This is a genomic window from Nonomuraea guangzhouensis, assembly GCF_019396345.1.
Classification (GTDB): Bacteria; Actinomycetota; Actinomycetes; order Streptosporangiales; family Streptosporangiaceae; genus Nonomuraea; species Nonomuraea guangzhouensis.
On record NZ_JAHKRM010000029.1, the window covers coordinates 132478 to 145383 of the forward strand.

Annotated in this window: 10 protein-coding genes and 1 pseudogene; 4 read left to right on the top strand and 7 right to left on the bottom strand. The window is 69.5% G+C overall.

Going from position 1 to position 12906, the window contains the following annotated elements; genetic code table 11:
- Positions 1-134 precede the first annotated feature (134 nt).
- Both KME78_RS46245 and KME78_RS46250 read left to right on the top strand, forming a co-directional pair.
- Positions 135-650: a SigE family RNA polymerase sigma factor gene (locus KME78_RS46245; protein WP_246653393.1), complete on the top strand. Its 516-nt coding sequence runs from the start codon at positions 135-137 to the stop codon at positions 648-650.
- Positions 647-1372 carry a hypothetical protein gene (locus tag KME78_RS46250; RefSeq protein WP_219536316.1) on the top strand — a complete coding sequence of 242 codons (726 nt, stop codon included), beginning with the start codon at positions 647-649 and terminating at the stop codon, positions 1370-1372. The genes KME78_RS46245 and KME78_RS46250 overlap by 4 nt, the downstream gene beginning before the upstream one ends.
- 10 nt (positions 1373-1382) lie before the next feature.
- Here KME78_RS46250 and KME78_RS46255 read toward each other — a convergent pair whose 3' ends face one another.
- From KME78_RS46255 to KME78_RS46265, 3 genes and pseudogenes are all read right to left on the bottom strand, one after another.
- Positions 1383-2207 (bottom strand): TauD/TfdA family dioxygenase, encoded by an 825-nt coding sequence (locus KME78_RS46255; RefSeq protein WP_219536317.1) that lies wholly within the window; start codon positions 2205-2207, stop codon positions 1383-1385.
- 30 nt (positions 2208-2237) lie between these two features.
- Positions 2238-2747, bottom strand: a pseudogene (locus KME78_RS46260) (DUF1579 family protein); the annotation flags it as partial.
- 30 nt (positions 2748-2777) lie between these two features.
- Positions 2778-3356, bottom strand: coding sequence for a class I SAM-dependent methyltransferase (locus KME78_RS46265; protein ID WP_219536319.1), 579 nt, complete (start codon positions 3354-3356; stop codon positions 2778-2780).
- 202 nt (positions 3357-3558) lie between these two features.
- On the opposite strand from KME78_RS46265, the gene KME78_RS46270 reads away from it, so the two are divergent.
- Complete coding sequence (locus KME78_RS46270; RefSeq protein ID WP_219536320.1) at positions 3559-4428, top strand: 4Fe-4S domain-containing protein; 870 nt, start codon at positions 3559-3561, stop codon at positions 4426-4428.
- Here the strand turns inward: KME78_RS46270 and KME78_RS46275 are convergent.
- The 3 genes from KME78_RS46275 to KME78_RS46285 all read right to left on the bottom strand — a co-directional run bounded on the left by KME78_RS46275 (position 4387) and on the right by KME78_RS46285 (position 7865).
- Complete coding sequence (locus KME78_RS46275; RefSeq protein WP_219536321.1) at positions 4387-4878, bottom strand: GNAT family N-acetyltransferase; 492 nt, start codon at positions 4876-4878, stop codon at positions 4387-4389. The two genes, KME78_RS46270 and KME78_RS46275, sit on opposite strands and share 42 nt — an antisense overlap.
- Positions 4879-4935: 57 nt before the next feature.
- Positions 4936-6300 (bottom strand): WD40 repeat domain-containing protein, encoded by a 1365-nt coding sequence (locus tag KME78_RS46280; RefSeq protein WP_219536322.1) that lies wholly within the window; start codon positions 6298-6300, stop codon positions 4936-4938.
- Positions 6301-6650: 350 nt separating this feature from the next.
- On the bottom strand, positions 6651-7865 hold the full coding sequence (locus KME78_RS46285) for a LeuA family protein (RefSeq protein WP_219536323.1): 1215 nt from the start codon (positions 7863-7865) through the stop codon (positions 6651-6653).
- A gap of 67 nt (positions 7866-7932) precedes the next feature.
- On the opposite strand from KME78_RS46285, the gene KME78_RS46290 reads away from it, so the two are divergent.
- Entirely contained in the window at positions 7933-9336 is a 1404-nt protein-coding gene (locus KME78_RS46290) for a citrate synthase (RefSeq protein ID WP_219536324.1), read from the top strand.
- A 176-nt stretch (positions 9337-9512) separates the two neighbouring features.
- On the opposite strand, the gene KME78_RS46295 is transcribed toward KME78_RS46290, so the two are convergent.
- Positions 9513-12833, bottom strand: coding sequence for a coiled-coil domain-containing protein (locus tag KME78_RS46295; RefSeq protein WP_219536325.1), 3321 nt, complete (start codon positions 12831-12833; stop codon positions 9513-9515).
- Positions 12834-12906: the final 73 nt, after the last annotated feature.

Below are 12906 nucleotides of genomic sequence, written 5' to 3' on the forward strand. Positions count from 1 at the left end.
GCCGGCCGGGACAAGGACGCGCTGCGGTGGATGCCGAACAACCCACGACACGCGCGTGTCGAGCCCCCGTAGTCCGGTCAACGTGTCTTGTCACCCGGAGCGCCCCTCCAACCGGTAGTACACCGTGAGGCGGTATGGAGCTGGAGGACACGATGGCGGATGGGTTCGCCGATTATGTCGGGCAACGACATGAGCGGTTGTGCCGTACGGCGTACCTGCTGACCAGGGACTGGGCGACGGCCGAGGACCTGGTGCAGACCGCGCTGGTCAAGGCGTGGGCGGTGTGGCGCAGGATCGAGGCCGATCCCGACCGGTACGTGTACCGGATCCTCGTCAACACGCACGCCTCGTGGTGGCGGCGGCGCTGGCGGAACGAGGTGCCGACCGAAGTGCTGCCCGAGGGCCCGATCGAGCCGGGCTTCGAGACGAGTGTCGCGGAACGCTCGGCCCTCTGGATGGCGGTCGGCGACCTGCCGCCCCGGCAACGCGCGGTCCTGGTCCTGCGTTATTTCGACGATCTGACCCCGCAGCAGGTGGCCGACGCGCTCGGCTGCTCGGTCGGCAGCGTGAAGAAGCAGCTCAGCAGGGCGCTGGCGCGGCTTCGCGTGGATCCCGCACTGCACGAGTTGAAGATGGAGGCGCTCCCATGACCCAGTACACCGAGGACGATCTGCGGGTGATGTTCGCCGAGCACAGCGCCCGCGAGGACGGGCGGGCGCCCGTGGTGAGCGAGATCAAGCGGCGGGGAGCCAGGACGCGGCAGCGCAGGTGGGTGACGGCGGGAGCGACGCTGGCGGGGGCCGCCGCGGCGGTCGTGGCCTTCGCCGGTGTCATGGTGCCGTCGCTCGGCGCGCCGACCGCGGGTTCCACAGCGCACGTCCTGACAGGGGCCGGACTTCCGCAGACCGTGACGAGCCCGCAGGGGCCGCTGTCGTTGCTCTTCGGCCGGACCTACCAGGCCGTGGGGGAGAGGGTGCGGGTCACGTTCCAGCCGACCAGCGTCTACACCGGCTTCGCGATCAAGTGCGCCGATCCGAACGTGTGGCTGCTGGTGCGGTCTGTGACGACCCCATGGAGTGTTTTCGGCCGATGTGGCGTACGGGGGAGTGGCCTCGACATCCAGAACGACGAGAAGTCCGTGACACCGGACTGGCTGCGGGCACCGCAGACCCTGGAGATCTGGGTCTTCCCCGCCGACGCGCCGATCATGGGCTCGCCCAGTTGCACCCTTGCCGACCGGCGGGAGGGGAGATGCGATCGACCGTGGGATCGCGAGGCGGTCCCCAAGATGCCGGAACGGCTGGCGGCCGAGCTCGGCCCTCAGCGGGGCAGCACCTGGACGGTTGGGATCTACGACAAAGCCGGCTCATGACCGGCGCGCGTCAGTCCAGCCAGATCCGGGCGAGGCGGCGGCGGGCGCGCGGGTCTTCGGTGAACGCGGTACGGCCGTGCAGGACCACATCATTGTTGACGAGCAGAAGATCGCCCGGCCGTAGCGAGAAGCGCAGCACCAGGTCCGGATCGGTGAGGATCTCGTCGAACGCGTCCAGGGCGGCCACGGCGCTCGGCGCCAGTGGTTTCCCGGCGGCTTCCTGCCCGCGTTCGATCCAGTGGCGGTTGTACTGGACCCGAACCCGGCCCGCGTACCGCGTGAAGACCGGATAGACGCGGTCGAAGTCGGTGACCGTGCCCGCGCCGAAGTGGAAATCCTCGTAGAGCTCAGGCAGCAGGTCGGGACACTCCTCCAGAAGCCGGTCATGTACGGCGTGGCCGCTCACCATCAGCGACTCTCCGCCGCGCACGGCCGCGCGAAGGCAGAGCAGCCCGACCAGATGCGGCGGGCCGGGCGGGCCGCCCCGGTCGGTGTGGAAGGCGAGCCCCCGGTCGTCCATGCCTCTGCGCGGCTGATTCGCGCCGGTGGTCACCAGGCCGGTCTTCTGGGCGCGTGGCGCGCCGATGAGCGAGCCGAACGTGTAGCACAACAGATCGATCTGCTCCTCGGACCGCCCCTCGACCGGCCACCCCCGGATGACCATCAGACCGGGGCTTTCTTCGAGGGCGGCCTTGGCCTTCTTGGCCAGCAGCGTCAGCGCCGGGATGCCCAACTCCGGTAGCGGTTGGGAGATGTGGTGCAGCCAGTCTTGTTCGCGCAGGGTGGACCTGGTCCATGCCGTCGGGCCGCCTATCGGTGTCGCGTTGGTCACCATCGTGGTCTCCCGATGATCGTGCCGCCTGTACTACGGCGTACCCGGTTCACCGGTTGATGCCGTCGCTGACCCCGCGGCCTTCCGGGTGTAGACGACGCGGTCCACCAGCCGCTCCCGCTGCCCGGGCGGCGTGAAGTACAGGTCGAAGATATGCCGGTGCTTCGATTCGATCTTGATCACGGTGCGCATCGGGATGCGCTTCCCGGCGAACTCGGGGCCGAGCACCCCGGGGATGGAGATCGTGGCGGAACCACTGACATCCCGCTCGCCGCGATAGGTCATGCTCGTCGGCGTGACGCTGTCGAAAGTGGTCCACTCGAAACGCCGGTCGACGTTCGAGTAGCCCATGATCCCCAGCCGATAGTACGGCCGGCCGCCCAGCGTCCCCTCGGTCTTCTCCTCCATGAACCGGCCGCCCGTCTTCGTGATCCAGCGGGTCTGGACCGTGAAGTCGCGGGACACGACCGGCCGGCCGTTCTTGCCGAGGATCCAGTTGTACTTGGTGGCTTTCCACGCCCCCACCAGCGGATCGAGCCGACGGTGCTGTTCAGTTCGAAGATCAGTGCGGTCTCATGCGGCTTTGCGGGCGGCGAAGCGAAATGATCTCCTCGGCTCGGCCGCCCGCTCGATCCGTACATCGGCGAAACCGGCCCTGCTCAGGCGTCCGGCGAACGTGTCCGGATCGACCACCACCATGGTGTCGCCCAGATGAAGCAGCCGGAACCGAAGGGACATCCCGCTGTCGCTGCCCGCGAAGACGCCCCCGGGCCGCAGGACCCGGCAGGCCTCGGCGAGGAGCCGGTCCTGCAGCTCGGCGGACGGGATGTGGTGCAGCATCGTGAAGCACACGACGGCGCTGAAGGAGCCATCAGCGAACGGCATCGCCGAGCCGTCACCGTGAACGATGGTCGCCCGGTCGCCCAGCGTGTGCTCCAGATCCTCGGCGAGCCGCGGATCGAGCTCGAGGGCCGTGAGGTTCGGAACGAGGCCGACCAGCGCCCGGGTGGTCGGCCCGTACCCCGGGCCGATCTCGAGCACATCATCGCCAAGGTCCAGGCCGTGCAGTGCCCACGGGATCAGCCACTCGTGCACGCCTCGGGCCCACTCCTCGGACCGGCAGAGGCGCTGGTGCGCGCGGTTCATCGGCATGTAGTCGACGATGGCACGGCGATCGGACGGCGTGAACTGCGTAATCTGCCACTTAATATCGCGTTTCCGACAGACTTCCATTTATCTTCGTGGCTAAGATACTTATCCGTGCAGCTATCCTGTTCGATGAATCGCTTCCACGAGACGGAGGCGTTTGATGACGGCCCGAGTCCGGGTCGTCCCCTTTGGAAGGAGTCCTGCCATGGACGACTGGTACGTGGACGACCGCTGCATGAACTGCGATGCCGCCCGACAACTCGCGCCCGACCTGATCGGCGAGGTAGACGGAAGGTCGCGGATCCTGCGCCCGCCCAACGACGAGGCGGAGGTACGGAGCCTCCACGCGGCCGCCTTCGCCTGCCCCACACGCTCGATCCGCCCGGCGTCCGGGCCGCCGGACCAGGCGCTCGACCCCTTTCCGATGGCCTTGGACGACGACGTACTGCTGTGTGGACACAACTCCCGGCACACCGCCGGAGCCAACTCCTACCTGCTGCTACGGCCTTCCGGCACGGCAATGATGATCGACACACCGCGCTGGAGCCGTGAGCTCGCCACGCGATACGCGGCATCGGGCCAGGTCACCGATGTGCTGCTCACACATCGAGACCACGCCGCACACGGCCGCCGCTACGCGGACCATTTCGGCGCCCACCTGTGGATCCACGAGGGCGACCTCGACGCGGCACCGAATGCCGACCGCGTGATCCGTGGCCTGGAGCCTCTGGAGATCGGTGAGGGCGTCACCGCCCATCCACTGCCCGGCCACACCCCTGGCAGCGTGCTCTACCTCGCGGATGACCGTTACTGCTTCAGCGGCGACAGCTTCTACTGGTCACGCACCTCCGGCGATCTGGAAGTCGCGGATAGTGTGACCTGGTACTCCATCGAGGAATTGGCCGCGTCCCTGACCAGGACGGCCGGACGGCTGCGATTCCAATGGATCCTGCCAGGCCACGGTGACCGCCGCCGCCTGGCCGCCGACGAGATGTCCCGGCGGCTGCGAGCGCTGGCAGAACGCACACGACTCCTACGGCCGAGGCCGATCGACTTCACGGCGGTCCGCTGGTAGGGCCCGCGCGGGGTCCGGGCTCAGTGTCTTCTCGTAGCAGCGGGTCAGCGGCTGATTCGTGTACATCCCGTAGCGCTCGCCACGCACGTATCCGCTGTCTTCGTACAGAGCGATCGCCTCGGGCTGCTTGACGCCCGTCGCCAAGCGCACGGTCTGGTATCCCATATCCCGGGCCAGGTCCTCCAGCGCCGCCAGGAGCATGCGGGCGATTCCCCGCCCGCGGAATTCGGGCGCGACGTACATGCGCTTGAGCTCACCCATGTCCGCGCCCGCCGGCTGAATGGCGCCACACCCGGCAGCACAGGCGCCGACATAGGCGACGAGATAGCGAGCTCCCGCCTTGACGACAGACCGACCCTCGGCTCCGTAGCGGCGCACCAGCTCGGCGAACGCCGCATCGAGCAACCCGGTCAGGTCGGCATCGGCAAGAGTCCGCTCCTCGATCAGCATGCACACATGTTATGAGCTGATTAATCCGTCGGCCCATCCGCGACCACCGCCCGAAACTCAGCGGATGAAGCAGATGGAAAGGTTGCCCGTGACGGGGTCCTCACCATAGTCGGACCAGTCCGCGCCGCCCGCGAACCGAATCCAGTCCGCTCTGCTGATGGTCTGCCGGCCAGGCATGCTCCGGCACAGGGTTTCCACTGGATCCGCGACGATCTCCCGCAGATCGGCGAGGTTCCACAGGGACAGCCCCCTGTCGGGGCTGGTCATCAGGGCGACTCGGCCATCAGCGCTTAGCGCCACACTGATGATCTCCTGCGTATATCCCTTCAAGTTGGCCAGCCGGACAGGGCGGGCCGGATCGGAAAGGTCCCACAGAAAACCTGTGCCACTGCTACCAGCCATGAGGGCGGTCTTACCGTCCGGAGTCAAGGCCACGTCGTACATGTCCGTCGGGGGCAGGTCCAGCGTGGCGGTGTGAGTCGGATGCGTCCGGTCGTCGAGTCTCCAGACATCGGCCCGTTGCGAGTTCGCCACGACGATCGTACGCCCGTCCGCGCTCATGGCCGTCGCCTCGGCGTAGTCGGCAGGAAGCGCTAGATCGGCCCGTTTGACCGGCCGCGCGGGATCAGCCAGGTCCCAGACGATCGCCGAACGGTCCTCGCCGGCGGTGACGGCGGTCCGGCCATCCGCGCTCAGTGTCACATCTTGTACGTAAGAACCGTGGGCTTTGGTGATCGACAGGCGCACCGGACGAGAGGGGCTGGCCAGGTCCCACACCATGATATTGCCGCTGAAATCGGCCGTCATGGCGATGCGCGCGTCACGGGTCAATGCCAGATCCTGCACGCTGTTCGCGAAATCGTCTTCCGGCTCGCCCGGCAGAGTGGCGAGCCGGGCTGGATGTGCCGGATCCGTCAGATTCCACACGATCGTGCTGCCATCCTCGCCGCCGATCAACGCGGTGCGGCCGTCGAATGACAACACCAGTGTGCTGACGCCTTTCTTGTTTCCCTTGAGGACGGCGAGCCGATCGGCTTTGTCGGTGAATGCGACCTCGGGATCAAGCCAGGTCCTGAGGTCCCACACGCCCACCCCATCGGTGTCCCCGGTGAGAGCGATCCGCCCGTCGCCGCTGAGAGCCACCCAATCGACGCCGCTAGGGGCGAGCGAGTAGACGTCCGTGCGACTCCCCATAACGAGAGTGTCGATCAACCCTGCCCGGGTCTGCTCATCCGCGTGGATTTTGACCGCGGCCAATCCGAGATCCCGTGCTCTGACCGGGTCGTCATCGCGGAGTTCCGCGGCATGCAGCGCGAGCCTGTGAGCCACCGCGACACGCTCCTGCGCCGACGCCCTCTCGTGCTCACGCCACACCACCGACCCCGTGACCACCAGACATACGACCAGCGCGGTGGCGAGCACGACAGGGAGTATTCTCCCGGGCGGTAAACCGCGTCCTGGCGCGGCTCTCTGCGCTTCGGCCGTCTCGTTCAACGTCTCTCCTTCAGAACCTCGGCAGGCCAGTGAGGCGCGTCGACTCGGACGGTCGGTGCGGTTCGCACCGACCACTCTCTCAGGTCAACGGCCTACTACGCCATATTGAGAAATTGAAGTTGATGGAGAGACGGGCAATCACTGATAGGGGTCGAATTATTGGGGATATTCGCGCCATGGATTGATGCACAAGCGTCTCGCCTCTTGCCGTGGCGTCGAGGCGTAAGCATTAACCAATTAGCAGGATCTCAGGCGATGTGGTCGGGCGTGGAGGACGCTCAGCCCTGGCCGGGGAACAGCAGTGACAGCTCCCGGGGATAAGCCGCGATCAACCGCAGTTCGTCGTCCGTGAGCGGCCGGCCGGTCATCGCGTTGCAGAGCTGGACCAGCCGGAACGCCAGGTCCTCCTCCCGCACCTCGACACCGAGCCCGTCCATGACGTGCCGGAACCCGGCCTTCCCGCCGTACTCGCCGGTCAGCACGACCCGCCCGCTGCGCGCGTGCCAGTCCTCGGGGAACGGCCCGAGCGTCGCCTCGTCGTACAGCTCGTAGTTGCCGTGATCCTTCAGCGCCCCGTCCGCGTGGATGCCCGACTCGTGCGCGAACGCGTTCCGCCCCACCCCCACCTGGTTGTACGGCAGCGCCTGCCCGAACGCGTAACTCGCCCACAGCCCGAACCTGCGCGCCCACGACAGATCGATGGCGTCACCGATCTCCGCCTCCAGCCCGAAGCCGTGCTCGAAGGCGAGGATGGTGGACAGCAGGTCGGCGTTGCCGGAGCGTTCGCCGATGCCGTTCACGCAGGTGTTGATCCACGCGTCCTGCCCGGCCTCCAGATCGCCGAGCGCGCCCGAGATGGAGTTGGCCACGGCCAGGCCGAGGTCGTTGTGGCAGTGCGTCTCGACCGGCATCCCGACGGCCGAGGCCAGCTTGGCGAAGCGCTCGCGGATCCGGTCAGGCGTGTCGCCGCCGATGGTGTCGCAGTAGCGGACCCGGTCGGCGCCCGCCTCCTTGGCCGCCAGCGCGAACTCCAGCAGAAACCCGTCATCGGTCCGCGACCCGTCCTCCGCGTTGACGCCCACGGTCAGCGCGCCCGCCGACTTGGCCGCCCGCACGGCCGCCGTCATCTCCCTGATGATCGCGTCACGGTCGAGCCGGCCGCGGAACTTGTTCTGGATCATGTAGTCCGAGGTGGAGATGGACAGGTTGTAGTGCTTCAGGCCGAGCGGCGCCGCCTGCTCCACATCCTGCGGCACACCGCGGCACCAGCCCGACAGCCGCAGCTCGCCGAACGCGCCCGCCTCGGCCAGCGCCGTCTGCGCCCGTATGTAGGGGACCTCGTGGAACAGGAAGGGAAAACCGATCTCGGACTGAGCCACGCCGAGTTTGGCCAGGTAGAAGTTGACCATGGTCTTGCCGAACTTCGAGAGGCCGGTGCGCGCGGTCTGCACGCCGTCCCGGTTGGTCACGTCGAGGAAATGAACTTTGGGCATGCCCACACGTTGACACGCTCATTCAATGTGTATCAATATTGATTTTCATCAACATAGGAGGCTGGGCGTGGAGTGGATCGACGCGGCGACGGCGGCCGAGCGGCTCGGTGTGAAGCCCGCCACCCTCTACGCGTACGTGAGCCGGGGCGTGCTCAAGCGCCGCCACGGTGACGATCGGCGCAGCCTGTTCGACGCGGCGGAGATCGAGCAGCTGGCCCGGCGCGGGCGGCCCCGCAACCAGCCGCCGGAGCTGGTCATCGAGTCGGGCATCACCGCGCTCGGCCTCGACCGCCCGTACTATCGCGGTCTCGACGCCCTCGACCTGGCCAGAACCACGGATTTCGAGACGGTGGCCGAGTGGCTGTGGACAGGCGACCCCGAGGTCTTCACCCCCGCCCCCGAGCACCCCTCCGGTACGGCCTCCGTCCCCGAGCACCGCTCCGGTATGGCCTCTATCCCCGAGCACCGCTCCGGTACGGCTTCCGTCCCCGACCACCCCTCCGGTACGGCCTCTGTCCCCGAGCACCGCTCCGGTACGGCGCGCGGCTCCGGCTCAGTGCGTGTCCCGCGTGGGCCTGGCCGGATGCCCGGCAAGTTGCACGGCCGGATGCCCGGCTGGGTGCGTGATCCCGAGACGTCGCAGGCCGCCGTCTCCGCTCAGCGCGGCCTCCCCGAAGGGCTGCTGCCCCTGGACCATCTCCAGGTGATCACCACGGTGCTCGGCGCCACCGACTCGCTCCGCTACCAGCTCGATCCCGCCTCCGTCGCCGCCACCGGCCGTCGCCTCATCTCCGGCCTGGTCGACGCCCTGCCCGCCCTCAGCACCCCCGGCGGTGAGTCGATCGCCGAGCGGCTCTGGTCCCGCCTGTCCCCGCGCTCCGCCAGCCCACCTCTCCTCGCCGCCCTCCGGGCCGCACTCGTGCTGCTCGCCGACCACGAACTGGCCGCCTCCACCCTGGCCGCCCGGGTGGCCGCCTCCGCCCGGGCCGACCCGTACGCCGTGGTGCTGACCGGCCTAGGTGTGCTCGGCGGCCCGCTGCACGGCGGCGCGTGCTACGCGGCCGAACGGCTGCTGACCGAGGTCAACGAGCCTGGTCAGGCCACCCGCGTGATCGCCGAGCGGGTACGCAGGGGCGAGCGCATCCCCGGCTTCGGCCACAGCGTCTACAAGAACGGCGACGCCCGCGGCAGCTTCCTGCTCGACCTGGTGGCGGAGGCCGCACCGGACCACGAACGCGTCGCCGTGGCGCGGGCCGTCCTGGCCGAAGTCCGCCGGCGACGCCTGCCCGACCGGAACGTCGACTTCGCGCTCGCCACCCTCGTGGGCGTCGCCGGAATGGTGCCTGGGTCCGGCGAGGCGATCTTCGCGGTGGCCAGGGTGGCGGGATGGCTGGCCCACGCGATGGAGGAGTACGCCAAAGGCTCCCTGCTCCGCCTCCGCGCCTCGTACGTCGGCCCGATGATCAAGTGACAGCCCTGGACGCGCCCACCGATCACACGACGTCCCGCAGCCGTGAGGCACGTCCGCGATCATTTAACAGCCCCGCACACACGTGGGGCGGATCGCCAACCACGTCGTGCCCCGCACACGCGTGGGGCGGGTCGCCAATCACGTCGTGCCCCGCACACGTGAGGCGCTTCCGCCGATCAAGCACTCCTGTCGACATACGCGGCCAACGCCCGCACCCGCTCCGCGTGCTCGTCGTGTCCGACGATCACCGGCGGCTCGTTGTACGGCATGGCGTCCGACGAACGCCTGAGCTTGATGTACTGTCCACAGGCGTCGATCGCGTACGGCTCCATGTCGTCCTGGAGCGCCCCGATCACCGTGATCCCGTACGTCTCGCCGATCCGGCGGAACAGCGCCACCGCCTCCCGCCGGTGCTCCTTGCCCAGGTTGCGCCCCAGTTCGTCGAGCACGAGGCACAGATGCCCGCCGCCGGACGACGCGATCGCCGCCGCGCACACCAGCTTGACCGCCTTCTCGTCCATGAGCGCGGTGTTGGCCCGCCGGTTGTACGGGACGAAGCCCTGGCCCTCGCCACGCCGCCACTTCGGGGTGACGCGCCATTGCCAGCGCTGTTCGGGGTCCGCGGGCGCCGGGGGCACCGGGAACTCCAGGGTCGCCCCATAACCTCCGTACGACGTGTCGAGCTGCTCGAACTCCTCAGCCACCCGCGTGAGCCTGGCCTTGATCGCCGCCGTCAACGCCGCCCGGTGCACGGCCGTCGAGCTGGCCGCCTCCTCCGCGCCCTTGTCGGCCGCGGCCAGGTCGCGCTGCCGCGACACGACCTGCGCCTCGATCTGGCGGCGCTGATGCTTCTCGTACTCCTCCTGCCCGCGCAGGTAGGAGGCCAGCGAGCCGCACACCGCCACGAACGTCGCCTGCTCCCGCGCCGTGCTCCCCCCGCGCTCGGACAGCAGGAACCGCAGCTCCTCCGGGATCTCCGCGTCCTCCTCAGGGAACGTGTCGCGCAGCGCCTGATCGAAATGGCGTTCGGCGATGCGCCACCATTCCTCAGCGGTACGCGATCGTTCGTCCTCGGGCAGCGCCTTCAGCCACTCCCGCGCCCCCTCGGCGGTGCCGCCCCAGTCGGCGGCCAGCGCCTCGACCTTGAGCGCCTCCCGTTCGCCGCTCACCCTCGTCTCGTCCTGACGCGACCGGGTCCGCTCGCCCTCGTGCCGCTGCCGCCGCCCTTCCAGGCGTTCGATCTCCATGTCCTTCGTACGGGCCCGGAAGTCGAGCGCGCCCGCCTGCCGCTCGGCCTCCGCCACCGCGGGCGCCAGCTCCTCCAGTGCCGCCGTCAGCTCGCCCAGCCGCGCCCGCCGCCCGGCCAGCTTCGTCTCCAGCTCGGCGAGCCGCACACCCGCTTCGGCCCCCTCCAGCCGCCGCTGACCCTCCGCGACGCCTTCCTCCCCATCTCGTACGGCCTGCGATGCCGTCTCCTGGATGTCCCTGGCCCGGTTGAGCCGGTGCTCGGCGGCCTTGATCCGCGCCTCCCGGCCGGTCGCCTCCCCGTCGAACGCCCCCACCACGCTCACCCCGGCAGCACTCACCAGCACCGAACCGGGCAGGCCGGCCAGCGCGGCCGCCGCGGCCTCCAACTGGCCGGCGTCGACGATCACCGCATGCTCATGCGGCCAACCCCGCAACTCCTCCAGCCCAAGCCCACTCGCCCCGCTGGCTCCGGCCGGCCTGCTGGCCCTGACCGGCTCGCTGGGCCCGCTCGCCGCGACCGGCCCGCCCGCCGCGATCGGCCCGCTGGGCCCGACCGGCCCGTTGGGCCCGACCGTCCCGAGCTCACCTGCCCTGACCGCTCCCCGGGCACCCCCGCGAGACGCTTTACCAGCGGATCCGTTCTCGGGGCCGGGGCCGGAGCCGTGGGTGCGGGCGTAGTCGCGCGCCTGCTCGGCCACGTCCAGCGCGTCCAGGAGGCCGGTCGCGCCGACGCCAGCCGCCGCGAGCGCGTTGAGCTGCGCCGCGGCCGGACCGCCCTCGGCGTCGTCCAGCGCCGTCTGGGCCGAGGCCACCTCGCGATCGGCCACACCCAGCGCCTTCAGCGCCTCGTTGAGCCGCAGCCGCGCCTCCCGCAGCTCCCGCTCGGCCGTGGGCACATCGCGGCCGTCGGCGAACCTGCGCGTCTCCTCCAGCGCCGGGATCAGGCCACGCAACTCGTCGGCGGAGTTCTCCGCCACGGCCCGGTCGGCGTCGAGCTTGGCGGCCCGCGCCTGCATCACGGCCAGCTCCTTGCGCGCCTCCGCCACCCTCCGGTCGAGCGTGTCGTCCTTCAGCGTGGTGATCTCGGCCTTCACCTGGGAGATCGCCTCGGCCGCCGCCTCACCCGCGTCCCGGTGCCGTTCGAGCTCGGCCACCAGGAGCTCGTCCTTGGCCGCCGCGTCGTCCAGCTTGCGGGCCTGCCGCCCACGCCAGCAGCGCAGCGCGTCGGCCAGCCGGATCCGCGCCTGATCGCGCCGGTCGAACGTGGTCAGCAACGCCCTCGACTCCGCCTCGAACTCGGCCAGCCGATCACCCGCCTGCGCCGCCCGTACCCGCTTGGCGTGCTCGTCTCTGCGGGCCTCGCGCTCCTGTTCGAGCTCGGCGTCGAGACCGGTGAGAGCCGCGATGGCCTCGAACACGCGCTCCGGCGAGATCTCGTTGAGCGGCTGGGAGAGCAGGTTGGTGGCGACCTTGCTCCGGACCGAGGTCGACAGGAACGACACACAGCGGATGCGGTCGCCGTACAGCACCTTGGTCAGGTCGCGGGCCACCACGTCGCGGCGGCCGGCGGACTTGGGCAGCGTCGCCCACATCTCGTCGGCACGCACCACGCGCTCGGCCTCGGACGCGGCGGAGGCCAGGTGCACGCCGTCACGCCAGCGGATCTCCAGGTGCGGGGCCTCCTGGTTGACCTTGAGCCACACGGTGACGGCCCCGCCCGAAGTGTCGGGCACGGCGAACAGCTCGCCGCTCTCCGGATCGGCCCCTTCCGGGCCCGCGCCGGGTTGGGGAGACCCGGCCCCGGGAGCAGCAGGGTCGGGGGAAACCGAGGCCAGCGTCTCGACGAGGTCGGTCGGCACCGTCTCCGCAAGGGTCGCGGGCGGTTCGGTGGTGTGCATTGGGAGGTCGAAGGAGGCGCCCGGCGGGCCGAAGACGCCGACGATGTAGCCGTGGTCGGCGCTGGCCCACTGGCGGGCGCCGGCGCCGCTGGCCAGTTCGGCGTTGAACAGCAGCTCCGACACCGCCTTGGCGCCCGAGGCGAAACGCCACTGCTCGTCACCCAGCAGCGCCGTGATCGACGCGATGAACGATGACTTGCCCGCACCGTTGGAGTCCTTGGGCCCGGCGCCCGCGACGACGATGAGCGTGCCGGGGACGGTCGGCACCGGATGGGTCGAGAGCCGTGAGATGTTGACCGCCTGCATGGCGATCAGCACCCGGTCCCCGACGACGTTCTCCACCTGCGACACCTGTGACCCCCGTAGCCCTTCCGTTTCACCGCGCCGCCCCCGACTGGGGCTGGTGCTTGTTGCTTGCATTGCG